General features: G+C 71.4%; 21 protein-coding genes. 15 read left to right on the top strand and 6 right to left on the bottom strand.

Annotated features, from left to right (window positions below):
• Nucleotides 1-109: 109 nt before the first annotated feature.
• The 3 genes from ACZ6SA_RS20975 (at nucleotide 110) to ACZ6SA_RS20965 (ending at nucleotide 1,293) form a co-directional block, all read left to right on the top strand.
• Nucleotides 110-427 (top strand): hypothetical protein, encoded by a 318-nt coding sequence (locus ACZ6SA_RS20975; protein WP_465829687.1) that lies wholly within the window; start codon nucleotides 110-112, stop codon nucleotides 425-427.
• 11 nt (nucleotides 428-438) lie between these two features.
• A complete protein-coding gene (locus ACZ6SA_RS20970; RefSeq protein ID WP_347646311.1) occupies nucleotides 439-969 on the top strand; it encodes a DUF4245 domain-containing protein in 531 nt (176 codons plus the stop codon).
• Between the two features lie 87 nt (nucleotides 970-1,056).
• Nucleotides 1,057-1,293, top strand: a complete 237-nt coding sequence (locus ACZ6SA_RS20965; RefSeq protein ID WP_132512172.1) for an exodeoxyribonuclease VII small subunit — start codon at nucleotides 1,057-1,059, stop codon at nucleotides 1,291-1,293.
• Between the two features lie 232 nt (nucleotides 1,294-1,525).
• Here ACZ6SA_RS20965 and ACZ6SA_RS20960 read toward each other — a convergent pair whose 3' ends face one another.
• Nucleotides 1,526-1,936 (bottom strand): nitroreductase family deazaflavin-dependent oxidoreductase, encoded by a 411-nt coding sequence (locus ACZ6SA_RS20960; protein ID WP_465829684.1) that lies wholly within the window; start codon nucleotides 1,934-1,936, stop codon nucleotides 1,526-1,528.
• Between the two features lie 83 nt (nucleotides 1,937-2,019).
• Here ACZ6SA_RS20960 and ACZ6SA_RS20955 point away from each other — a divergent pair, with 83 nt between their 5' ends.
• On the top strand, nucleotides 2,020-2,652 hold the full coding sequence (locus ACZ6SA_RS20955) for a TetR/AcrR family transcriptional regulator (RefSeq protein ID WP_347646313.1): 633 nt from the start codon (nucleotides 2,020-2,022) through the stop codon (nucleotides 2,650-2,652).
• Here the strand turns inward: ACZ6SA_RS20955 and ACZ6SA_RS20950 are convergent.
• The 3 genes from ACZ6SA_RS20950 to ACZ6SA_RS20940 are packed head-to-tail and all read right to left on the bottom strand — an operon-like array spanning nucleotide 2,619 to nucleotide 5,456.
• Nucleotides 2,619-3,215, bottom strand: a complete 597-nt coding sequence (locus tag ACZ6SA_RS20950; protein WP_347646314.1) for an MBL fold metallo-hydrolase — start codon at nucleotides 3,213-3,215, stop codon at nucleotides 2,619-2,621. The genes ACZ6SA_RS20955 and ACZ6SA_RS20950 overlap by 34 nt on opposite strands.
• Before the next feature lie 15 nt (nucleotides 3,216-3,230).
• Complete coding sequence (xseA, locus tag ACZ6SA_RS20945) at nucleotides 3,231-4,445, bottom strand: exodeoxyribonuclease VII large subunit (RefSeq protein WP_347646315.1); 1,215 nt, start codon at nucleotides 4,443-4,445, stop codon at nucleotides 3,231-3,233.
• A gap of 57 nt (nucleotides 4,446-4,502) precedes the next feature.
• Nucleotides 4,503-5,456, bottom strand: coding sequence for a DUF8129 domain-containing protein (locus tag ACZ6SA_RS20940; RefSeq protein WP_347646316.1), 954 nt, complete (start codon nucleotides 5,454-5,456; stop codon nucleotides 4,503-4,505).
• 101 nt (nucleotides 5,457-5,557) lie between these two features.
• Here ACZ6SA_RS20940 and ACZ6SA_RS20935 point away from each other — a divergent pair, with 101 nt between their 5' ends.
• The gene (locus tag ACZ6SA_RS20935; RefSeq protein WP_347646317.1) at nucleotides 5,558-6,523 is read left to right on the top strand and encodes a 4-hydroxy-3-methylbut-2-enyl diphosphate reductase; all 966 of its coding nucleotides are present in this window, start codon (nucleotides 5,558-5,560) and stop codon (nucleotides 6,521-6,523) included.
• A 22-nt stretch (nucleotides 6,524-6,545) separates the two neighbouring features.
• On the opposite strand, the gene ACZ6SA_RS20930 is transcribed toward ACZ6SA_RS20935, so the two are convergent.
• Both ACZ6SA_RS20930 and ACZ6SA_RS20925 read right to left on the bottom strand, forming a co-directional pair.
• Nucleotides 6,546-7,055 (bottom strand): DUF6542 domain-containing protein, encoded by a 510-nt coding sequence (locus ACZ6SA_RS20930; protein WP_347646318.1) that lies wholly within the window; start codon nucleotides 7,053-7,055, stop codon nucleotides 6,546-6,548.
• A 14-nt stretch (nucleotides 7,056-7,069) separates the two neighbouring features.
• Entirely contained in the window at nucleotides 7,070-8,341 is a 1,272-nt protein-coding gene (locus ACZ6SA_RS20925; RefSeq protein WP_443152341.1) for a DNA recombination protein RmuC, read from the bottom strand.
• Between the two features lie 96 nt (nucleotides 8,342-8,437).
• On the opposite strand from ACZ6SA_RS20925, the gene ACZ6SA_RS20920 reads away from it, so the two are divergent.
• The 10 genes from ACZ6SA_RS20920 (at nucleotide 8,438) to ACZ6SA_RS20875 (ending at nucleotide 21,967) form a co-directional block, all read left to right on the top strand.
• Nucleotides 8,438-9,169 carry a hypothetical protein gene (locus ACZ6SA_RS20920; protein WP_465829679.1) on the top strand — a complete coding sequence of 244 codons (732 nt, stop codon included), beginning with the start codon at nucleotides 8,438-8,440 and terminating at the stop codon, nucleotides 9,167-9,169.
• An 11-nt stretch (nucleotides 9,170-9,180) separates the two neighbouring features.
• A complete protein-coding gene (ychF, locus tag ACZ6SA_RS20915; protein WP_347646320.1) occupies nucleotides 9,181-10,257 on the top strand; it encodes a redox-regulated ATPase YchF in 1,077 nt (358 codons plus the stop codon).
• A gap of 116 nt (nucleotides 10,258-10,373) precedes the next feature.
• Nucleotides 10,374-10,673 (top strand): hypothetical protein, encoded by a 300-nt coding sequence (locus ACZ6SA_RS20910; RefSeq protein WP_347646321.1) that lies wholly within the window; start codon nucleotides 10,374-10,376, stop codon nucleotides 10,671-10,673.
• A 328-nt stretch (nucleotides 10,674-11,001) separates the two neighbouring features.
• Entirely contained in the window at nucleotides 11,002-12,018 is a 1,017-nt protein-coding gene (locus tag ACZ6SA_RS20905; protein WP_347646463.1) for a conjugal transfer protein, read from the top strand.
• Between the two features lie 80 nt (nucleotides 12,019-12,098).
• A complete protein-coding gene (locus ACZ6SA_RS20900) occupies nucleotides 12,099-12,344 on the top strand; it encodes a hypothetical protein (RefSeq protein ID WP_246091063.1) in 246 nt (81 codons plus the stop codon).
• A 53-nt stretch (nucleotides 12,345-12,397) separates the two neighbouring features.
• On the top strand, nucleotides 12,398-15,334 hold the full coding sequence (locus tag ACZ6SA_RS20895; RefSeq protein WP_465829676.1) for a TcpE family conjugal transfer membrane protein: 2,937 nt from the start codon (nucleotides 12,398-12,400) through the stop codon (nucleotides 15,332-15,334).
• Between the two features lie 47 nt (nucleotides 15,335-15,381).
• A complete protein-coding gene (locus ACZ6SA_RS20890) occupies nucleotides 15,382-17,859 on the top strand; it encodes an ATP-binding protein (RefSeq protein ID WP_347646323.1) in 2,478 nt (825 codons plus the stop codon).
• Complete coding sequence (locus ACZ6SA_RS20885) at nucleotides 17,856-20,099, top strand: type IV secretion system protein (RefSeq protein WP_347646324.1); 2,244 nt, start codon at nucleotides 17,856-17,858, stop codon at nucleotides 20,097-20,099. The genes ACZ6SA_RS20890 and ACZ6SA_RS20885 overlap by 4 nt, the downstream gene beginning before the upstream one ends.
• A 159-nt stretch (nucleotides 20,100-20,258) precedes the next feature.
• Nucleotides 20,259-20,885, top strand: coding sequence for a hypothetical protein (locus ACZ6SA_RS20880; protein WP_347646325.1), 627 nt, complete (start codon nucleotides 20,259-20,261; stop codon nucleotides 20,883-20,885).
• Nucleotides 20,882-21,967: a C40 family peptidase gene (locus tag ACZ6SA_RS20875; RefSeq protein ID WP_347646326.1), complete on the top strand. Its 1,086-nt coding sequence runs from the start codon at nucleotides 20,882-20,884 to the stop codon at nucleotides 21,965-21,967. The genes ACZ6SA_RS20880 and ACZ6SA_RS20875 overlap by 4 nt, the downstream gene beginning before the upstream one ends.
• Nucleotides 21,968-21,978 lie beyond the last annotated feature (11 nt).

Here is a 21,978-nt window from a genome sequence, read left to right as displayed (position 1 = left end):
ACCCCCTCCCCCTCCCCCCCTTCTTTCGGGGCCCCCCCCCCCCCCCCCCCCCCCCCCCCCCCCCCCCCCCCCCCCCCCCCCCCCCCCCCCCCCCCCCGAGACCGACCCGATGCGCGTGTTCGTCAGCGCCGCCCGCGCCTATCTGGAGGGCTGCCTGGAAGAGCGCGAGCTGGCCGCGCTCTTCCTGCGCGGCGACGGCCCGCCCGGCTTCGACGTCATCATGCGCGACCGGCTCCGCAAGTGGGCGCAGCTCAACGCCACCCTGTTCGAGGACGAAGGCGCGCTGGTCGTGGTGATCACGGGGGCGCTGGCCGCGGCCGTGTCCGAGGTCGTACGGTCAGGCGACCGGGGCCTGGCCGAGGACGCCCTCGCCATCATCGGCCAGATCCGCCCGGCCACTTCGGCGACCGCCTCGTCCAGCGGGTAACCTCGCCAGGTGTGCGACGGTTCACCGAAGGTTTCTACGGCTACGCGGTAGCCCTGCTGGTCTGCCTGGTGGGAGCCGGGGTGTTCCTGCTGGTCACCCCGCAGAGCCGCGATGAGCACATCCCCCGGCTCGACTACTCCATCACCGTCGCCAACTTCGGCCACGAGGTGCCCTACGGCGTGTGGGCGCCGCGGAACGACCCGGCCGGATGGGTGCCCAACAGCAACCGGATCGCCGCCGGCACGGGCGGCGCCAAGGTCCTCTACCTCGGTTACGCCACCGCCGAGCGGGAGCACGCGATGTTCGCGCAGAGCGACGAGAAGCCGCCCGCCGGGTTCGCGAGCCGCATGGCCAACAGCGACAAGGCCGTGGGCACGCAGCAGATCGGCGGGGTCACGTGGGAGCAGCGCTTCCGCGAGGACAAGAACCAGCGCACCCTGGTGCGGATGCTGCCCGACGTGACCCTGGTGATCACCGGCACCGCCGGCTGGCCCGAGCTGGCCGAGCTGGCCGCCCTCCTCCAGCAACGCCCTCAGGGCTGACTCGCGCCCGCCAGGGCATGCTTTGCCGCTCGCGTGCGGGTACGCGCCTGCGCCCGGGCACGCGCCGTCGCGTCTAGGGTGGGTGCCGTGGCAGACGAGAAGGCACCCTCATATGAGCAGGCCCGCGAGGAGCTGACCGAGGTGGTGCGCCGCCTGGAGACCGGCGGGCTCACGCTGGAGCAGTCGATCGAGCTCTGGGAGCGGGGCGAGAAGCTGGCCGCCGTCTGCGAGGAGTGGCTGCAGGGGGCCCGGGTCAAGCTCGCCGCGGCCATGGCCCGCCGCTCCGATCCGACGTCGGACGACGCGGGCGACGCCCCGTTCTGACCCGCCCACGTCGGGCGACGCCACGTTCCGACCCGCCGGCACGCCTGGTGGCTGGGCGGTGCGGCGCGATCGCCGCACCGCCGTCCTGGCTGCGGGCCCGCCGCGCCCCCCTTGTGCCCGACCGCCGCAAGGCTGCTGCGGCCAGGCCGGCGCCTTCCGCCTGCGGCGGGATCCGCTGCCGTTCCTGCCGCGGCCGGTCCGGGGCCTGGTGGCCGGTCGCGGTTCAGGAGCGTCAGGAGCCGGCCGGCACGAGGACGACCACCGGGATGCGGCGGGTGGTCTTGGCCTCGTACTCGGCGAACTGGGGTGCCTGCGCCACCATCCGCGCGTAGAGCCGGTCGCGTTCCTCGCCCTCCACGGCGACGGCACTGGCCTCGAACGTGTCCGCGCCGACCTCGATGGTGGCCTTGGGGGTGGCGCGCAGGTTGTGGTACCACGCCGGGTGCTTGTCGGCGCCGCCGGCGGACGCGATGACGACGTGGCGGTCGCCGTCCGGCAGGTACATCAACGGGGTGGTGCTCTGCTTGCCGCTCCTGGCTCCCGTGGTGGTGAGCAGCAGCAGCGGCGCCCCCTCGAACATGCCCCCGACCCGCCCCTCGTTGGCGCGGAACTCGGTTATGACCTGCTGGTTGAAATCCTTCATCACGGCTCCTCAGGGAATCGGAGAGATCTCCGGTTCGAAGATTAATCGGAGAATTCTCCGCTTACAAGCTGTATGCTCCCCCCGTGTGCGGACGCCGAATCCTGCCCGTGATCGGGCAGCCCCAGCCGGAACGGGCCGACGCCGCCCGTAACCGACGGAAGATCATCGAGGTGGCCGCCAGGATGATCGCCGAGCACGGCGCGGACGACATCTCGCTCGACGAGGTGGCCCGCGTCGCCGGCGTCGGCGTCGGCACCGTCTACCGGCGCTTCGGCGACCGCACCGGGCTCGTCCTGGCCCTGATCGACGACCAGGAGCGGCAGTTCCAGGAGTCCTTCCTCGCCGGGCCGCCGCCGCTCGGGCCCGGCGCCCCCGCCGCCGAACGGATCACCGCGTTCCTGGACGCTCTGGTCGACCGGGTCGTGGCCCAGCACGGGCTGTTCGTGCAGCTGGAGAAGTGCGGCAAGACCATCCGGTACGGCGGGCCGTACCGGGTGCACCACGTCCACCTGGCCACGCTGCTCGCCCAGGCCTGCCCTGCGGCAGACCCGGCGTTCCTGGCCGACGCGCTCCTCGCGCCCGCCAACGCCCGCCTGATCGCCTTCCAGCAGGAAGAGCGCGGCATGACGATCGAGGAGATCAAGGCCGGCCTGGGCCGGCTGGCCACGGTGGTCAGGCGCGGCTACAGCGTCCCGCCCGGAGGCAGCCAGCGGTAGCCGGGGCCGGTCTCCTGGGCCAGCCACCCGTTCACGCTCGCCAGCCCTCTCTCGTTGACCTGGGCGTCATGGATCCCGTACGCCCGCCGCGCCCGCACCGCGCGTACGAAGTCGATCACCTCGGCCGTCTTCAGCCACGACGCCTGCAACGGCACCAGCAGCGTCTCCACCGGCTCCTGCGGCACGTGCAGCGAGTCTCCGGGATGGTAGAGGGCGTGCTCGACGAGGTAGCCGATGTTGGCACAGTCGGGCAGACCGTCATAGACCGGCGCGTGCCGCCCACCGCAGGCCCGCACGTGGAAGCCCGCCACCGAGAGCTCCTCACCGGCGCTCACCGGTGTGTACGGCAGCCGCCCCAGCTCGGCCCCGCCCGGCGCGTACACCCGCACACCCGCCCCCAGCAGCCGCAGCACGTCAGCGTGGTCGCCGTGCTCGTGCGTGACCAGCACCGCGTCCGCGCCGTCCAGAGCGGAGGGCTCGGTCCACGTCCCCGGGTCGATGACCAGCCTGCGCCCCTCATGCTCCACGCGTACGCAGGCGTGCGTGAACTTCGTGACCTTCATTCGCCGGACCTCAGGTCAGGTCTCATCGGGCTCCTCCGTGCGCACGGTCAGGCGGTCGTCCGTGAGGCGGATCGTCAGCACGGTGCCGGGGGAGACGTCCTTCGCCCGGCGCACCACGTCACCGGACGGGTGCTGCACGATGGCGTAGCCGCGCTCCAAGGTGGCGGCCGGCGACAGCGCGACCAGCCGGGCACGCAGGTGGGTGAGGTCGTCGGACGCCCGGTCGAGCGAACCGGTCAACGACCGCCTGGCGCGCTCGCGCAGCGCGTCCACCTGCTCGGCCCTCCGTTCGAGCTCGCGTACGGGATCGGCCAGTGACGGCCGGGACCGTACCGACGTCAGCCATGACATCTCGCGGTCGAGCCAGCCGCTCAGCACCCGCCGGCCCCGGTCGCGCAGCTGGCGCACCAGCGTGAGCTGCTCGCCGACGTCGGGCACGACCTTCTTGGCCGCGTCGGTGGGCGTGGAGGCGCGTACGTCGGCCACCAGGTCGAGCAGCGGGCTGTCCTGCTCGTGGCCGATCGCGCTCACCACCGGGGTGCGGCAGGAGGCCACGGAGCGCACCAGCGTCTCGTCGGAGAACGGCAGCAGATCCTCCAGCGAGCCGCCGCCCCGGGCGATGACGATCACGTCGACGGAGGAGTCGGCGTCGAGCCTGCCCAGTGCCTCGGTCACCTCGCCCACCGCGTACGGTCCCTGGACGGCCACCTCCTCGACCTTGAACCGCACGGCGGGCCAGCGCCTGCGGGAGTTCTCCAGCACGTCGCGCTCGGCCGCCGAGTCGCGGCCGCAGATGAGCCCGATCGTGCCGGGCAGGAAGGGCAGCCGCCGCTTCCTGTCGGCGTTGAACAGCCCCTCGGCGGCCAGCAGCTGCCTGAGGCGTTCGAGCCTGGCCAGCAGCTCGCCCACGCCGACCGGGCGGATCTCCATCGCGGTGAAGGCGAACGATCCTCTGTTGACCCAGAAGTCGGGCTTGACGTGCACGACCACCCTGGCGCCGTCGGCCGGTCTCGGCATGGCCGCCTCATAGACCCCGCGAGGGGCAGTGACCCTGGCCGACACGTTGGCGACCGGGTCACGCAGGGTCATGAACACCGTGCCGCCGCGGGCGCTCAGGTCGGTGATCTGGCCCTCGACCCAGACGGTGCCGAGCCTGCCGATCCAGCCGCCCACCATCTGCAGGACAGTGCGGATCGGCAAGGGTGACTCGGGCGAGGTCTTCGAGGTCATGGCGGAAGACTACGCGGCGGGGAGGCTCGCTTCCCGCGGCCGGACGTTTCTTCCCCGCTAGTCGCCGGCCTGCAGCTTGGCGAGGCGGTTCTCGAACATGCGGATGACCTCGGCCCTGGCCGTCGTCGCCCGCTCGTAGGCCAGGAAGGCGCTGATCTGCTCGGCGGTCTTTCCGCGCATCCTCGCGCGGAGGGAGGCGACGGTCAGCTCCGCGTAGCCGGGCAGCGGCTCGGCCAGGTCGGTCACCGGGGCCGTCACGGGCTCGGGCGCCGCGGCGGGCTCCTTGGCGGCGGACTTCCTGGCGGCGGGCTTCCTCGCGGCCTTGGGCTTGGCCTGCGTCGCCTTCGGCTTCGCGGCAGGCTTCGCGGCGGCGGCCCTCTCCGCGACGGCGGGCTCCTCCGTGACCGCCGGCTTGTCCTCGACGGCGGGCTCCGCGGCCTCGGGCGTGGCGGGTGCCGCCGCTGCCTGCGCGGTCCTGGCTTCGGCGGGCTTGACCTCCGGAGCCTTCGCCTCCGCGGGCTTGGCTTCGGCGAGCTTCGCCTCCGCGGGCTTGGCTTCGGCGAGCTTCGCCTCCGCAGCCTTCGCCTCCGCGGGCTTGGTCTCCGCGGCCTTGCCCGTGGGCTCGGCGGGCTCGGCGGGCTCAGCGGTGGCGGGCTCCGTCTTGCCGGCCGGGGCGAAGATGACCGGGTCGGGCCTGCTCTTGCCGGTGCCGTTCGGCTCGGCGGCCCCCGGGCGAGGGGCGAAGATGACCGGCTCCTTGCGGGCGGGCTTCTCCTCGTCCTCCGCGGCGGGCGCGGCGAGCTGGTCGACGGCGGGGCGGGAGTCCTGCTCCTCCTTCTCGCCCGAGCCCCTGACGGAGTTCTTCACCCGGTCGACGAGCAGCATCGCCTGCCCGGCGGCGCTGAGCGCGGTCTGGGCGACGAGAAGCGGCAGGTCCTTGGCCTTCTCCTTGAGCTCGTCCTTGTTGGTAACGGTTTTGGCGATGTTGCGTATCACGTCGCTGAGGGACATGTACGTCTCCCTGGGAGGTCAGTATTGGACGGCCAGTGTGGCAAACCGCGGGCGGCCACGCACGCGCGGGCCTACTGGCCGCTCCACGTAGCATAAGAAGTATGGAGCCCCAGACCCCCACTTCCCGCCGAGTCCTCGTAGCCAAACCACGTGGCTACTGCGCCGGAGTCGATCGAGCCGTGGTAGCGGTCGAGAAGGCTTTGGAGCAGTACGGCGCGCCGATCTACGTGCGCAAGCAGATCGTCCACAACACCCACGTCGTCAAGACGCTCGAGGCCAGGGGTGCCATCTTCGTCGAGGAGACCGAGGAGGTGCCGGAGGGCGAGATCGTCGTGTTCTCCGCCCACGGCGTCGCGCCCGTCGTGCACGAGGAGGCCAGAGCCCGCCGGCTGCGCACCATCGACGCCACCTGCCCGCTGGTCACCAAGGTGCACAACGAGGCGAAGCGGTTCGCGGGCCAGGACTACGACATCCTGCTGATCGGGCACGAGGGCCACGAGGAGGTCGAGGGCACCTCCGGCGAGGCGCCCGACCACATCCAGCTGGTCGACGGGCTCGACGCGGTCGACAAGGTGCAGGTGAAAGACCCGAGCAAGCTCGTGTGGCTGTCGCAGACCACGCTGTCGGTCGACGAGACCACCGAGACGGTCGCCCGGCTCAAGGAGCGTTTCCCCACGCTGATCGACCCGCCGAGCGACGACATCTGCTACGCCACCCAGAACCGGCAGGTCGCGGTCAAGGAGATCGCCGCCGACTCGCAGCTGGTCATCGTGGTCGGCTCGGAGAACTCCTCCAACTCCAAGCGGCTGGTCGAGGTGGCGAAAGACTACGGCGCCGAGGCCGCCTACCTCGTCGACGACGCCACGTTCATCCGTGACGAGTGGCTCGACGGCGTCACCACGGTCGGTGTGACCAGCGGCGCGTCCGTTCCCGAAGAGCTCGTGGACGGGGTGCTGGCACGGCTGGCCGAGCACGGGTTCGGCGACGTGACGGAGGTGCAGCCGGTCGACGAGCGCATGCGCTTCGCCCTGCCCCACGAGCTGCGCAAGGACCTGCGGGTCTCATGACGCGGGGCGATCGGAACCTGTCTCAGTCGTCGCCGCGCGGCGTGCCGTACACCTTCGGCTCGAAGTAGCCCTCCGGCTCGGGCACGAACGGCTGGCGCGGGCGCGGCACCTCCGCGCCCGCCTTCAGCTCCTCACGCAGGTCGCGTACGTTGTCCCGCAGCCCGCGCCGCCACGCGACGCCCAGCACGGCGGCCGAGCCGGCGAACAACCACGGCCCCCCCTGCGTCAGCGACGTGTAGAGCCCGAGCGCCAGCGACTGCACGATCGACACCGAGCCGAACGCCCGGCCGAGCTCGACGAAGAGCGTGGCGCAGAAGAACACCAGCGGCGGCGTCACCACCAGTGACAGCAGCTCGCGCCGGTTGACGAGCAGCACGCCCAGCAGGCTGGCCACGACGAACGCACCGCCCACCAGGTGGGGGACGTCGAGCAGGGCGGTCAGCACGTAGCCCGCGAGGGTGGCGACCAGGGAGAGCGCGATGGCGCCGCGCGCGGTCAGCTTGACCGCCGAACGCCTGCCTTTCCCGGCCACTGGCCCACCCCCGTCTACTGCGACCCGTTGGCCAACTTACCGTTCGGGTGCGAAATCAGTGACGAGGTTGGCTGAGAAGCGGTTTCGAGCAGTTCGGGTGAGGCGAGGGGCCTGGGCAGCCCTTCGAGCATCTCGGGGGAGTCGAGGTCGCCGTCGACGACGCCCAGATCGTGCAGCTTGCGCGCGGTGACCAGCACGCGGCTTTCGAGCGATCCGACCGACTTGTTGTACGCCTCCACGGCCCGCGTCAGCGCCCTGCCGAGCGAGTCGACGTTCCTGCCCAGGGTCGAGAGCCGTTCGTACAGCTCCTTGCCCAGCTCGAACACCGCCCGCGCGTTCTCGCTGAGCGCCGCCTGCTGCCAGGCGTAGTGCGCGGTGCGCAGCATCGTGATCAGCGTCGTCGGCGTGGCGATGTGCACCCGCCGCGTCATGGCGTATTCCAGCAGCCCGGGGTCGCGTTCGAGGGCGGGCGCCAGGAACGCCTCGCCGGGGATGAACAGCACGACGAACTCCGGCGACGGGTTGAACCCCTGCCAGTAGGACTTGGCGGCCAGCCGGTCGATGTGCTCGCGCACGTGCCTGGCGTGCGCGTCGAGCCTGACCGTGGCGAGCGACTCGTCGGATGCCTCCGCGGCCTCCAGGTAGGCCGCCAGCGACACCTTGGAGTCGACCACGATGTTCTTGCCGCCGGCCAGCCTGACGACCATGTCGGGCCGCATGGAGCCCTCGGCGACCTGTTCGTCGAAGTCGCAGTAGCGCTGCATCCCGGCGATCTCGGCGACCCTGCGCAGCTGGAGCTCACCCCACCGGCCGCGCGCCTCGGGCCGCTGCAGGGCCCTGACCAGGGCGGTGGTCTGGGAACGCAGCTGCTCGTGGCTCTGGCGTACGAACTCCATCTGCTTGGCCAGCTCCGCACGCGCGGCGCGCTGGCCCGACTCGGTGTCGCGCAGCTGCGACTCGACCCGGGACAGCGCGTCCTTCAGCGGCTCGACCAGGTGCTCGACGGCCTGCCTGCGCTGCTCCAGGTCGCCGGTGGCCTCGGCGCGGCTGGCGGCGAGCCTGGTCTCGGCCAGCTCCAGGAAGCGCACGTTGTTGACGTCGAGCGCGCGCGTGGACAGGGCCTGGAAGCGTTCGGCGAGCTGCTCCTCGACGTAGACCAGCTTCTCCGCGGCCGACCTCGCCCGGGCGTCGGCCTCGGCCACCCGCACCGCCGCGCGTGTCCTGGCGACGAGGAAACCGATGAGCAGCCCGACGGCGAGACCTGTGAGAAGCGAGATGACATCCACTTCATCGATGATTGCAGGACTCCCGGGCGCGGATCTCCCCGACACGCTTGGGCGTTCCGCTTGTGCGCCGAGACTCTCGTCGCCGAGAGTAGTGGGATGGACACGCTCGCGAAGCAGGTGGTGGTGGGCGTCTCGGTGGCGGTGGCGCTGGTCGCGCTGGCCGGGGCCGTCATCGCCGGCGCGGCGAGGAGCTCGCGGCCCGAGCGGACGCCGGGGCCTGCCGCGCTGCGCTGGTCGCCGGGCGCGTGCGTCACCGGCGACTTCGCGCTGACCCCGTGCAACGGCGGCGTCTCCGAGGTGGTGGCCATCGCTCCCGACCCGCCGGGTCCGGGCGACTGCCCCGAGGACACCGACGACGTCCTGCGCGTCGGGCCGGGCCGTACGGCGTGCGTACGCAACTTCCTCGACCCGCACCCCGGCGCCCCCGGCGGTGGCGGCGGCCTGCTCAGGGCGGGCGACTGCGTGGCGCACGACGGCCGCGAGCGGCCGTGCGCCCGGTCCGGCTGGTACGGCAGAGCCGTCGCGATCACGCCGGACGCCGCAGCCTGCCCCGAGGACACCCTGGACACCCTCGGCAGCGGCACCAGGACGGTCTGCCTGGGCCCTGGCGGACAGGTGCTCGACCGGGGCGCGTGCGTGGCGCGGCCGCCGGGCCGGGTGGCCGACCGCTCGGACGTCACCCGGGTGACCTGCGGCTCGGCCCGGGCGTGGGCCAGGGTGCTGTCGTTCGAGTCGGCCGCGAAGGACTGCCCGGCGCGCTCCGAGCGTTACCTGCGCTCGGCCTCCGCCCCGCGCCCGGTGACCTGTCTGGACGTGCTGAGCAAGTAAACTCGACGTCCGTGAGTCTCTCCATCGGCATCGTCGGCCTGCCCAACGTCGGCAAGTCCACGCTCTTCAACGCGCTGACCAAGTCCGGCAACGCGCTCGCGGCGAACTACCCGTTCGCCACGATCGAGCCCAACGTGGGCATCGTGGGCGTGCCCGACGACCGCCTGCCCAAGCTGGCCGAGATCTTCGGCTCGGCCCGCATCCTGCCCGCCAAGGTCGAGTTCGTCGACATCGCCGGGCTGGTCAAGGGGGCTTCCGAGGGGCAGGGAAGGGGCAACCAGTTCCTCGCCAACATCCGCGACACCGACGCGATCTGCCAGGTCATCCGGGTCTTCAACGACCCCGACGTCACCCATGTCGACGGCGAGATCTCCCCCAAGCGCGACATCGAGACCATCAACACCGAGTTGATCATGGCCGACCTGCAGACGGTCGAGAAGGCCGTCCCGCGCCTGCAGAAGGAGGCGCGCAACAACAAGGACAAGAAGGTCGCGCTCGAGGCCGCGGAGGGCGCCCTGAGGGTGCTGGAGACCGGCAAGACCATCTTCGAGAGCGGTCTCGACCGCGACGAGCTGCGCGAGCTGCACCTGCTGACGGCCAAGCCCTTCCTGTACGTGTTCAACCTCGACTCCGACGAGCTGGCCGACGCGGCGCTCAGGGAGCAGCTGTCCACGCTGGTCGCGCCGGCCGAGGCCGTCTTCCTCGACGCCAAGATCGAGTCCGAGCTGGTCGAGCTCGACGAGGAGGAGGCTCTTGAGCTGCTGCAGTCGGTCGGCCAGGAGGAGTCGGGCCTGCGCCAGCTGGCCAGGGTCGGCTTCGAGACGCTCGGCCTGCAGACCTACCTGACGGCAGGCCCGAAGGAGACCAGGGCCTGGACGATCAGCAAGGGCGCCACGGCGCCGGAGGCGGCCGGCGTGATCCACACCGACTTCCAGCGCGGCTTCATCAAGGCCGAGATCGTCTCCTTCGACGAGCTGGTCGAGGCGGGCTCCATCGCCAACGCCAGGTCCGCGGGCAAGGCCCGCATCGAGGGCAAGGACTACGTCATGCGCGACGGTGACGTGGTGGAGTTCCGCTTCAACGTCTGACCGGACGGTCCCGGGAAAGGATCGGACGTCTGATCCCGGGACGACTGATGCGTCAACCTCTGCGGGCGTCCGCGCGTCGAATCGTCACGGCGTTCACGCTGACTCGGGAGACCCTCATGATCCGTCGCATCATCCGGAAACGACGCCCCGCACCCACGCTCACGGGCATCAGCCTCGAGGAGGAGCTGGCCCTGATCAGGGTCGAGCTCATGTACGGCCTGCGTGTCAACCGCGAGGCGTACCTCCGCAGAAAGGTCGACGAGCGCAACGAGATGGTGACCCGCATGCGCGAGCAGGGCCCCGCGGGCATGCTGGCCGATCTCCGCGGCTCCCTGGAGCGGGCGGTGCAGCCGACGGTCGTCGACCTGGACAGCAGGCGCCGGTCGCACTCGTCTCAGGATCCTGAGCCCGCCTGACGCTCCGCCTCCGTTCGTGACCTATGCCGAATCCGCAGGTCGCGAGAGTCCATGCGCGATTTGGACAGGAATCCGTGGCCGCCGCGCTATGCGTTTTTAGGCGTTTGGCCTGGTCAAAAGCCGTTTACGCCGGGAACTCACTGGAATCGGGTCTGGGGCCTGTCATGCGGGCCCGGTTTGCCGTGAGGACGGTCATGCCGCAGCATGGGCGTGGCTTTCCTGGAACAATGGCGGAGACCGGATAGGGTGACTACTTCACCGCGGATGATGGGGATCGGCAACGGACGACACCGCGCCAGCCGGGGGGATCGGCGCGAGCGGAGGCGTGATGGCTCGTAGGTCTACCGTCCAGCACGATCCTCGGATCGCTGGCGAGCCCGAGCTTTCCGCGCGCCTCGACACGGACGACTTCGACGCGCCGCCGCCTCGCCGGCCCCGGCGCGGCGGCTGGTCGGGCGGCGGCGGACGGTGGCTGGTATGGACCGGCCGCATCATTCTCTGGGCACTTATTGTGGTTGTCGTGGTGAATGGGATTCGTGCCCCATTTGAGAGGTTTACCCAGCAGGAGGTTGCCGCGCCCAATGGTGCGGTGCAGGAGCACCATGGATTCCCCGCCGAGCGAGGCATGGCATTCGCCGCCCAGTTCGCGGGCGTCTACCTGAATTTCAACCCCGACGACGCGGCGAGCAGATCCAGCAAACTCGCCGCGTTCCTGGCCCAGGGCATGGACCCGCAAATGGGCTGGGACGGCTTCGGCAAGCTGGCGGCCGTCGCCATCCAGGCCTACGACATCGAGGCGGCCGACGCCCACAACGCGGTGGTGAGCGTGGCCTTCCAGACCGGCCCGCGCAGGATGATGGTGTCGGTCCCGATCTACTTCTCCGGCGACGACGCCGGAGAGAGGTTCGTCGTCTCAGGGCGTCCGGCGATCCTGCCCGCCCCGGCCCCGGCCGACCTCCCCCAGGTGGCCAAGCCCGAAACCGACGACGCGGCCGCGGCAGAGCTCAAGCCGCAGCTGGAGGGCTTCTTCAAGGACTACGCCGACGGTGACGCCGCCGGGCTGCAGCGCTACGTCGCCGCAGGCAAGAGCCTGCCGAGCTTCGGCGGCGCCTTCACCTTCGCGGAGCTCAAGGAAGTCGTGGTGCCTGTGGGGGGTGCCACCAGAGAGATCCAGGCGGTGGTGGTGTGGACGGTGCCGAACGGCGACGCCCCGCCCACTCCCGACTCCACCGACCCGGCGGCGGCCGGCGGGCGTCTGGAGCAGGCCTATCGCCTGACCGTCGAGAAGCAGGGCGACAAGTGGTTCGTCGCCGATATCCGCGGCGCCGGCCGGGTCGCTGATTAGGGCATGGCCACGCTGCTGATCGGTACCCCCCGGGAGGACAAGAAGTGACCTATAAGACCGTACTGCTCACCTTGATCGAGATGACGCCGACACCGGTGTCGACCGGCATCGACACCGGAGGGCTCGCCGACTTCCTGCGCGCGTTCTTCGCGCCGCTGTTCCTGGTCGTCGTCTCCGTGGTCGCGCTGTTCTTCCTCTTCACCCGCGAGATCACGCGGTTCGTGCAGTTCCTCATCCTGGCCGTGGCCATCGGAGTGATCTTCTACGTTCCCAACATCATCGAGGTGACGGCGAAGGCGATCGCGGGCGCGCTGGGCATCACGTAAGGGTTGAGACCGCTCCCCGGCGGTCATGAACGAGCGGGCGAGAGGAGGGCCGTGTGGACCTGCCCACGTACACGAACATCTGGCGGATAGAGAAGCGGCTGTACAAGCTTTACGACCTTCGCCTGCCGATGCCGCTGCCGATCGTCTGGATCGGCGTCTTCGTCGGGGTGTTCGTTCCGTGGTCGCTCCTGCTGGTCCTGGTGGGCGTGCCGGTGGAGATGCCGTGGCACGTGCTGTTCCTCGTCCCGCCCGGGATCGTCACGTGGTTGTCCACCCGTCCCGTCATCGAGGGCAAGCGGCTCACCGAACTGCTCGAGTCCCAGCTCCGCTACCTCGGCCAGCCCAGAGCCTGGTACCGCCTCGCGCCGGGCGCCGAGCCCGAGACCGTCACGTTCTCCGCTCGCGTCTGGCGCGCCACCCCCGCCAGGGTCAAGGCGAAGAAGCCGCGCAAGGCCCGCCAGGCGCAGCGCAGGCGCGAGGGCCAGCGGACCACCGGGCCTCGCCAGGTGCGGCCCGTCGTGGCCGCCGCCGCTGCCGCTGCCGCGCAGGCCCCGGTGGGCGAGCAGCCGGGCGCGCGTCCCGGCTGGGGCACGCGCCGCGGCACCGCGCCGGCGCTCAAGGCCCAGGCACACCAGGCGCCCCCCTCGCCGGCACGCGGCACCGCGGGAGGCGCGATCCGGCGCGAGAAGGGGCTCTCAGACGGCGCTGAACGCCGTCACGACCGCTCGCCCGTGCCGTCACCGGGCTCCGGCGCGCCCGAGCCCGGTGACAGGCGTACATCGTTCGGCGAGACGGACGCCGAGGCGCGGGCCGCGCGGGACGCGGTCGTCCCGATCAAGACGGCGGAGAGCCGCAAGCCCGTCGCCGGCAAGCCGATCGACACCGAGGCGCTGCGGAGGTTGAGAAGGCTCGCGGCGAGCGCCGACGCGCCTGCCGGGACGCCGGAGCCCGCACCGGCCGAGCACGTCCGCGACGATGCGCGCCCCGACGCCGGTGACGATGCGCGCGACGGCGCGCGCCACGACGGGGGACAGCGGCGGGACGGCGAGCGGCACGAGGACGAGGTCGCACGCGATCAGCACAGGAAGGGGCAGCCGCCCCGGCTGGGGCCGGCCCTGGTGCTGAAGGGCACGCAACGGATCTGGCCGCCGCTCAACCCCGACGTCAAGCCCCTGCCCCGCCCCGCAACGCCCACGGACGACCGTGCGGCAGGCACCTCCACGGGAGCCGCTCCCGCAGGAGACGACCGCACAAGAGCCACTCCCACGGCAGCTCACGCAGGAGATGACCGCGTGGGAGCCTCCGCCACAGAGGACGACCGCGCAGAAACCGTCCCTACGGCGCCCGACACGGCGAAGGCCGTCGACGTTCCCCCGGCCGCTACCGGTGACGCGCCTGGGGCCGCTGACGTTCCGCCGGTTGCCGCTGGTGACCCTGTCTCCGAAGAGGCGGACAGCCCTTCGGAGGGTGCCGTCGCGAGGGGATCAGGAGACGGCACACCGGCCGCCGTCCCGCCGCGAGCGGGTGACGCCGCGCATGACGTGCCTGACGCCGTCGGTGTCGGGTCCAGGAGCGCGAAGGACGAAGAGGCGGGGAACACCTCCGGCCAGGTCGCGGACGTACGGGAAGCGCCAGGCACCCCGCAGCCCTCGACGCGGGGCCAGGCGGCGGGCCGTCGGGTGAGGCCGACGCTGGTCCCCGTCGACGGGCCCGGACCGGGCAGGACGACCGGCGAGGGCCGCGACGCGCCCGGATCCGACGTGGCAGGGGAGCGCGACGCGCCGGCGCCCGCCACGGCCGGCGGCCGCGACGCGCCCGCACCTGGCGCGGCCGGTGACCGCGACGCGCCGGCGCCCGGTACGGCAGCCGACCGTGACGCCCCTGCGGCGCGTGCCCGTGACGCCCGGGTGGCTGGTGGGCGCGGCGGTCAGGGGGCCGCGGGGCGGGAGGCGCCGCCGTTGCGGAGCGAACCCGGACGGGGCGGCGAGCTGGTGCCACCGGTGCCCGGGCCGCGCCCGGGTGAGGGCCGGGTGCGCCGGGTCGAGTCGGTGGTCGGGCGCGACTCCGGCGGGTGGCGGCGGATCGCCCAGGTGGTCGTCGGCGGAGGTGGCGTGCGCACCGACGGCTCCGAGATCGACGAGGCCAGGGCGAGGGCCGTGTTCAGCGGCAGCCGCAGGGTCGTCGTGCTGGGCTGCACCGGCGGCGCCGGGCAGAGCACGACCGCGCTCATGCTCGGCCACACGTTCGCCCGCTACCGCGACGACAGGGTGGTGGCCGTCGACGCCAACACCGGCGGCAGCACCCTGACCAGCAAGATCGAGCTGGAGACCCCCGAGACGCTCACCTCGTTGTTGTCCGGTCTCGACCGGGTCAGCGGCTACCTCGCCATGCGCGGATACACCACCAGGACGGCCTCCGGGCTCGAGGTGATCAGCGCGGACACCGACGCCGGCGCCGAGCAACGCCTGGCGGACCGGTCCCTCTTCTCCGACCACCGGCTGGGCGAGTCGATGCGCCTGCTGGACCGCCACTACAAGCTGGCCGTCATCGACCCGGCGGCGGCGCTGGCGGCACGGGTGCTGCCGTACGCCGACCAGCTGGTGCTCGTGGTGCCGGCGAGCGAGGAGGCGTCCGAGGCGGTGGCGATGACGTACGAGTGGCTCGACGGGCACGGCTGCGCGGAGCTGCGCAGGCGTGCGGTGATGGTCGTGAACGGCGTGAGCAGGCGTTCGATGGCCGACGTCGAGCAGGCGGAGGCGGTGGCCAGAGGCAGGTGCCGGGCCATCGTCAGGGTCCCCTGGGAGGACGATCTGGCGCCCGGCGGTGCGGAGGTCGTCGACCCGGGGCAGTTGCGCGCGGCCGGGCGGCGAGCCTACCTCGCCCTCGCGGGCGTGGTGATAGCGGGCTTCGCGGCACAGGCACAGACCGTCCGACCGAGCGAGGAGGAGTTGGCGAGTGACCCCCCGGGCACGAGAATCGGTGAGCGATAAGTGAACAAGCGAGCAGGCCTGGCCCGTTCATGCGCTGAGGGGGCGGCATGAGCAGGGCATCACGAGCGCACCAGCGCCTCGCGGTCCGCTATTTCGACGACCGCATCCTGCTCACGGACACCTGCGCATGGGCGTACTTCAGACTCCCGACGGTCAGCTACGAGTTCGTCACGCCTGAGGAGCGCGAGGCGCTGGCCACCAACATCACGATCGCGCTGGCCGCGATCAGGATGCCCGACGCCGAGGTCCACCTGAGGGTCGCGCACCGCACCTACCCCGCGGCGGAGTGGGCCATGGCGCTCAACGCCACGTCCGACGAGGGGCCGGGCTGGCGCGACTACCTGGAGGAGATGTACCGGCACGTCTGGGCGAAGGACTTCTGGTCGAAGGAGGTCTATCTCGGCGTGCGGCTCGGGCCGCGCGGCAAGCAGCTCGGCAGCGGCGTGCTCAGCCAGCTCCTCGGCTTCTACCAGAAGACCGAGAAGTCTCTCGGCATGGAGGACGACCATGTGCCCGACAGCGAGATCGGGCGGTGGACGGAACAGGCGGAGCGGCTGGGCAGGGCGCTCGCGTCGAGCGCCCTCTACGCCAGGCACGCCACCTCCGTGGAGGTGGCGTGGTTGTTCCAGCACGCGGCCGCGGGCGCCCTTGGCGACCCGCCGCCGTCGGCGAGCCCGAAGCGGCGCTGGGGCAGGGGCGAGATCGAGGCGCTGGTGGAGGGCGAGATCCACAACGGCAGGTCGTTGTTGCGGATCGTGCAGCCGCAGGGCGACTCGTACGTGGCTCATCTGTCGTTCGCGCGTTTCCCCGATCTCATGCCGTTCCCCGACGGCGAGCCGTGGATGCACTTCGCCGACCAGCTCGCGTTCCCCGTGGAGATCTCGTCGCGGATGCGGCTGATCCCGCCGGTCAAGGCGTCCAAGGACGTCGCGCGCAAGCTGGCGCACGCGCGTGACATGGACCACCACATTCGAGAGGCGGGCGCGGAGGCGCCGCTGGCGCTGGCGGAGCAGATCGACGCGGCCAGGATGCTGGAGCACGGCATCACGAAGGAGCGGCTGCCGTTCGTGTACGGCTGGCACCGCCTGATCGTGTCGGCCCCGACCGAGGACATCTGCGTGCAGCGGGTGGAGGCGGTCGTCGAGCACTACCGCGACATGGGCATCGACGTGGTCAACTCGACCGGCGACCAGTTCTCGTTGTTCCGTGAGGCGTTGCCGGGGGAGAAGGTGCAGGTCAACGCCTATGCCCAGCGGCAGCCGCTGCGGACGATCTCGGGCGGCATGGCCACGGCGACCGTCGACCTGGGCGACCGGCTGGACGACGGCAGCGAGGGCTGGCTGGGCCCGTACATCGGCGAGACGGTGGGCAGGGCGCGCAGCATCGTGCACTTCGACCCGCTGCTGGCGGCCAGCCGCAACCGCCCGACCGCCATCGCGATCACCGGCGAGCCGGGCGGCGGCAAGACGACGCTCGCGCTGCTGATGATCTATCAGATGGCGTTGCGCGGGGTGACGGTCGCGGTGATCGACCCGAAGGGCGACGCCGAGTCGCTCGTACGGCTGCTCGACAAGCGGGGGCGTAAGGCGCGCATCATCCCGCTCGGGTCGGCGGCGCCCGGGCTGCTCGACCCGTTCTCGTTCGGCGACGACATCGCGGCGAAGAAGACGATGGCCACCGAGACGCTGCGCCTGCTGCTGCCCCGCATGTCGGAGGAGCGCGAGTCGGCGATGATCCAGGCGGTGGCCGCGGTGTCGAACGCGCCCGACCCTTCGCTGGGCAAGGTCGTCGACTTCCTGGAGCAGGCCGGCGACGCAGCGTCGAAGAACCTCGGCGCGGTGCTGCGCTCCATGTCGGAGATGCACCTGGCCAGGCTCTGTTTCGACCCCTCCGGCGGCGACCAGATCGACACGGAGGGGTGGACGACCGTGTTCACGCTGGGCGGGCTGACGCTGCCCGACGTGGCCACGACCAGGGACGACTACTCCTACGAGCAGCGGCTGTCGGTGGCCCTGCTCTACCTGGTGTCCCAGTTCGCGCGCAGGCTGATGAACGGCCTGGACCGGCGCGCCCCCAAGGCGATCTTCCTGGACGAGGCGTGGGCGATCACCTCCACGCCCGAGGGCGCCAAGCTGGTGCCCGAGGTCAGCCGGATGGGCCGCTCCCGCAACACCGCTCTGGTGCTGGTCTCGCAGAACGCGGGAGACCTGCTGAACGAGCAGGTGACCAACTGCCTGTCGTCCGTCTTCGCGTTCAGGTCCACCGAACGGGTGGAGGTGGACCACGTCATGTCCCTGCTCGGGGTGGAGCAGTCGGAAGAGCACAAGGCCGTGCTGCGCTCGCTGGGGAACGGCGAATGCGTGTTCCGTGATCTGGATGGCAGGGCGGGCCGTATCGGAGTAGACCTGATCTCCGAGGAACTTCTCCGTTGGCTCGACACGAACCCCACACACGACAAACCCGTCGCCGACGGGCATGATGATCTTCAGGGGGGCGTGGGCAGAGCGCAGGAGGTACGGTCATGAAGGTCCGGCTATCCCGACGACTCGCGCTGGCGTTCGCGCTCGTCACCGCCGTGCTCGTGGTGCCCGTCGTGGTGGGCGGTGTGTCCGCCCCGGCGGCCGCGGCGCCCTGCGACCTGTCGGGCGCGCTCGCACCCGAGGTGATCGGCGGCGGCACCGACGGCATGATCCAGCCGCCGCCCCCCGAGGGCGGGGCGCAGGCTCCGACCACCAACTACGGCCAGTTCGGGATGAGCGGCCAGTTCTGGCACACCCACGAGCTGGGCTGTTCCGACTACGTCGCCGTGCTCGGCAACATGTGGGCCAACGGCATCTTCACCGCGGCGAAGGCCGTCGACCGGCTGACGATCACCACGTACCAGGCGGCGGCGACGGAAGGGCCGCTGCAGTCGATCAAGGACGTGGTCGACGACATCGTCACGAGCCTGGCCAACGCGATGTACTGGCCGCTCCTCCGCCCGATCGTGATCATCGGCGCGATCTGGCTGGCCTGGTACGGCCTGATCCGCAAGCGGGCCACCACGACCGCCGAAGGCGTGATCTGGATGGTCCTGGCGGTCACCGTCGCGGTCTGGTTCTTCAGCCGGCCCGGCGACTTCACCGGGCTCGGCAAGGTGGTCACCGACAAGACCGGCGAGGTCGTCAACTCGGCGTTCTCCGGCCTGCCCGGCGCGGGCGGCGCGTCCTGCCTGCCGCCTCCGGGCGACGCCGATCCCGAGCTCAAGCCGGGCGGCTTCGGTCAGGGCGGCACGCCGGGCGTCGAGCAGAACGCCGACGCGCTGTGGTCCACGCTGGTCTGCAAGCCGTGGCTGGTGGGCCAGTTCGGCACCGCCGACCCGCAGCAGCCCATCGTGCGCGACTTCGGCCGCAAGATGCTGGAGATCCAGTCGATCCCGCCCGCCGTCGCCGGCCAGCCCGCCCCCGACGTGGGGGCCCGCCAGTCGGAGTACGCGGAGCTGGCCTCCCAGCTGAGGAACGACCCCCGCTACACCGTCTTCTCCGGCAGGGACTGGTCCAACCGGCTAGGCGTGGCCGTCGGCGCGTTCATCGCCGCGCTGGTGGCCGGCACGCTCATCTTCCTGGTGGCGGTCTCGCTGCTGGTGTTGAAGGTGGGCTTCCTGCTGCTGCTCATCCTCGGGCCGATCTTCCTGCTCATCGGGGTGCATCCGGGCAGCGGGCGGATCATCGCCATGCGCTGGGTGGAGATGCTCGTCGGCACGCTGCTGAGACAGGCCGTGCTGACGATCGTGCTCAGCGTGCTCGTGTACGGCTACGCGCTGATCATCTCCACGGCCATGCCGTGGGGGCTGCAGGTGCTGTTCATGGCCCTGCTGACGATCGCGGTGTTCTTCTACCGCCGCCCGTTCCAGCACCTGTTCGCCTCGCTGAACGGCCACACGGTCACCACCCGCATGCTCGGCGAGGCGGCCAGCTCGTCCGTGCTCGAACGGTCCGCGGGCGCGCTGCCGCCGGTCGCGTCGGCCAGGATCGGACGCTGGGGGCTGCGCAAGGCCGAGCCGGTCATCAGGGCGGCGGCCGCGGCCAACCCGGCGGGTGCGGCGGCCACGGCGGCGACCGGGCAGGCGAGGGTACGCGCCGAGGAAGGCGAGGGCACTCCTTCCGGCACTCGCGTGCCCGCCACGGCGGCGCCCCTCGACACCGACCAGCAGGGCGGCAAGGCGGCGACCAGGGCGCCGCTCGAACCACGCAGGGGCACGGCGCCGCCGCTCAATCTGGGCACGCCCACCCGCACGCGCGGCGGGGCGGGTGGCGCCAGGCCCGGCGGCGGTCCTGGAGGCTCCGGTGGCGCGGCCGGCGCGGGCGCGGGCTCCGGCGGGTCCGCGGGCTCCGGCGGCGGCTGGTTCGGCGGCGGGTCCGGTGGCGGCTGGGCGCGGCGCGGCGGCTCGTCGGGCGGCTCGCGTAACGGCTCGTCCGGCGGCTCGCGCGGGTCCCGGTTCGGCGGGTCGGGCGGCACACGTTCCCGCGGTTCCGGCGGCGGGCTGTTCGGCGGATCGAACGGTTCCGGCGGCTCCGGCAGGACGCGGTCCGGCGGCGGAGGGGGCCAGGCCAGGCCGCGCGGCGGCCAGGCGGGCTCCCGGATCTTCAGCTCCGGCGAGTCGTCGTCCCGCTCCTCGGAGGCGCCACCGCTCTGGCTGCGCAGCGGCAGCGACGGTGGCGGCTCCGGGGGTGACAGCCCCTCGGTGCCGTTCTGGCTCAAGCCGAACTCCCCGGACAAGGACTGAATGTGACTGCTCCGCGCCCCGAAGGGAGCGGCTTCTCGCCCCGCTTGCGCGGGAGACGACGGCCAAGCCCTGACCGATGCCTGAAAGCACGAAGCCGATCCCATCCGGAGGTGGCGACAATGGCTGAGGTTCTGGCGACGGTCCCCTCAGGAGGATCTGATGGCACAGCCAGGTGACCGGCGCGGGCTGGCCTTCGCCGTCATCGTCGTGGTCGTCGCCGCGGTCGGCGTCTACCTGACGATCGGTCCGCCCTCGGAGGAGCAGGCGGAGCCCGCGCCTGAGGCGACCCCCGCGGCCGTCACGCCGGTGGCTTCGAGCACGCCGCTGGCGACCGCGAGCGCCGAGCCGTTCGACGTCTACTCCTACCTGCCCATGCAGAAGGAGCAGCTCGCCGCGGCAGCGGACCTGGCCGAGCGGTTCACCGCCGAGTACGGCACGTTCCGTTACGACGAGGATCCGGCGGCCTACGCGACGCGGCTGAAGGCGTACACGACGGCCGAGTTCGGCAACGAGCTGACCAGAACGCTCTCCTCGGCGGGCACCATCGAGCAGAACCGCAACGACGAGATCGTCTCCACGGCCACGGCCAGGCTGAAGGAGATCAGGCAGGTCGAGAAGACCTCCATCGTCTTCGTGATCAGCGCCAGCCGGCAGGTCGCCGCGAAGAGCGGCGGCAAGCAGCACAACGAGGAGTACGCGGTCACGGTGAGCCAGGAGGGAGCCGACTGGCGGGTCTTCGACCTCCGTCCGTCGACGGAGGGCCAGGAGGGGGACATTCTGGAGTGAAAGGTACGCGTCTCGCCCTGGTGATCGGTCTCGCCGGGGCGTTGATCCTGGTGGCGGTCATCGTCTCGCCGATGTTGCTGATCTCGTTGCCGTCCTTCATCTCCGGCGGCGGCTCCGTCGACTGCGAGGACGACACGCAGGTGGAGGAGGTGTCCGACTCGGGCTCCTCCGACATTCCCGGCAGATACCTGGAGCTGTACAAGAAGCACGGCAAGAAGATCGGCGTGCAGTGGAACATCCTGGCCGCCGTGGGCAAGCGCGAGACCGACCACGGCCGCTCCGACCTGCCCGGCGTCAAGAACGGCACCAACCACGCGGGCGCGGCGGGGCCGATGCAGTTCCTGATCTCCACGTGGGGCGGCAAGGCCAGGATCCCGATGTCGTCCGACTTCAACGGCTACGCCTCCGACGGCGACGGCGACGGCGTGGGCGACGTCTACAACCCGGCCGACGCCATCCTGGGCGCCGCGAAGATGCTCAAGCGCAACGGCGCGCCGGAGAACGTGCGGCAGGCGCTGTTCGTCTACAACCGGGCCTGGTGGTACGTCGACCAGGTGGTCGAGATCGCCAGGAAATACGCCAGGTCCGGCGAGGTGAAGGTGCCGCCGCAGGCCTCGGAGGAGTGCGACGACCCGCTGATCGAGGCCGCGCCGAGCGACGTCGTGGCCAAGATCCTCGAGTACGCGCTCGACCAGCGCGGCAAGCCGTACCTGTGGGGCGGCACGGGGCCCGACGCGTTCGACTGCTCGGGCGTCATCTACGCGGCCTACCGGGCGGCGGGGTTAGTGATCCCGCGTACGACGTTCGTGCAGTGGCCGTTCGGGGTGAAGATCCAGGAAGGGGACGAGCAGCCGGGTGACCTGGTGTTCTTCAACTCCGGTCCCGGCACGTCCGCGAACAACCCTGGCCACGTCGGCCTGGTCGTGTCCAAGGGCAAGATGCTGGAGGCGCGCTGCCGGCTGTGCGGGCCGATCAAGGTCACCAGCTACCAGGCCCGTACCAACCGGGTGGGCTTCACCCGCCCTCTCCAGAACCCCGACGTGCTCGAACAGCTCAAGAAGCTGCAGAATCCATCCCTGTGAGGAATGTGACG

The sequence above is a fragment of the Nonomuraea sp. NPDC049378 genome (assembly GCF_055586745.1).
Note: the sequence above shows the minus strand (reverse complement) of the source record. Positions and strands in the feature narration are given on the sequence as shown.

Excerpts from the sequence above, each read along its gene's own strand:
- ACZ6SA_RS20885 (WP_347646324.1), top strand. The coding sequence starts at position 17,856 with ATGAAGGTCCGGCTATCCCGACGACTCGCGCTGGCGTTCGCGCTCGTC.
- ACZ6SA_RS20890 (WP_347646323.1), top strand. The coding sequence starts at position 15,382 with ATGAGCAGGGCATCACGAGCGCACCAGCGCCTCGCGGTCCGCTATTTC.
- ACZ6SA_RS20880 (WP_347646325.1), top strand. The coding sequence starts at position 20,259 with ATGGCACAGCCAGGTGACCGGCGCGGGCTGGCCTTCGCCGTCATCGTC.
- ACZ6SA_RS20950 (WP_347646314.1), bottom strand. The coding sequence starts at position 3,215 with ATGAAGGTCACGAAGTTCACGCACGCCTGCGTACGCGTGGAGCATGAG.
- ACZ6SA_RS20900 (WP_246091063.1), top strand. The coding sequence starts at position 12,099 with ATGACGCCGACACCGGTGTCGACCGGCATCGACACCGGAGGGCTCGCC.
- ACZ6SA_RS20975 (WP_465829687.1), top strand. The coding sequence starts at position 110 with ATGCGCGTGTTCGTCAGCGCCGCCCGCGCCTATCTGGAGGGCTGCCTG.
- xseA (WP_347646315.1), bottom strand. The coding sequence starts at position 4,445 with ATGACCTCGAAGACCTCGCCCGAGTCACCCTTGCCGATCCGCACTGTC.
- ACZ6SA_RS20910 (WP_347646321.1), top strand. The coding sequence starts at position 10,374 with ATGATCCGTCGCATCATCCGGAAACGACGCCCCGCACCCACGCTCACG.
- ACZ6SA_RS20920 (WP_465829679.1), top strand. The coding sequence starts at position 8,438 with ATGGACACGCTCGCGAAGCAGGTGGTGGTGGGCGTCTCGGTGGCGGTG.
- ACZ6SA_RS20940 (WP_347646316.1), bottom strand. The coding sequence starts at position 5,456 with ATGTCCCTCAGCGACGTGATACGCAACATCGCCAAAACCGTTACCAAC.
- ACZ6SA_RS20905 (WP_347646463.1), top strand. The coding sequence starts at position 11,002 with ATGGCTCGTAGGTCTACCGTCCAGCACGATCCTCGGATCGCTGGCGAG.
- ACZ6SA_RS20960 (WP_465829684.1), bottom strand. The coding sequence starts at position 1,936 with ATGAAGGATTTCAACCAGCAGGTCATAACCGAGTTCCGCGCCAACGAG.
- ACZ6SA_RS20935 (WP_347646317.1), top strand. The coding sequence starts at position 5,558 with ATGGAGCCCCAGACCCCCACTTCCCGCCGAGTCCTCGTAGCCAAACCA.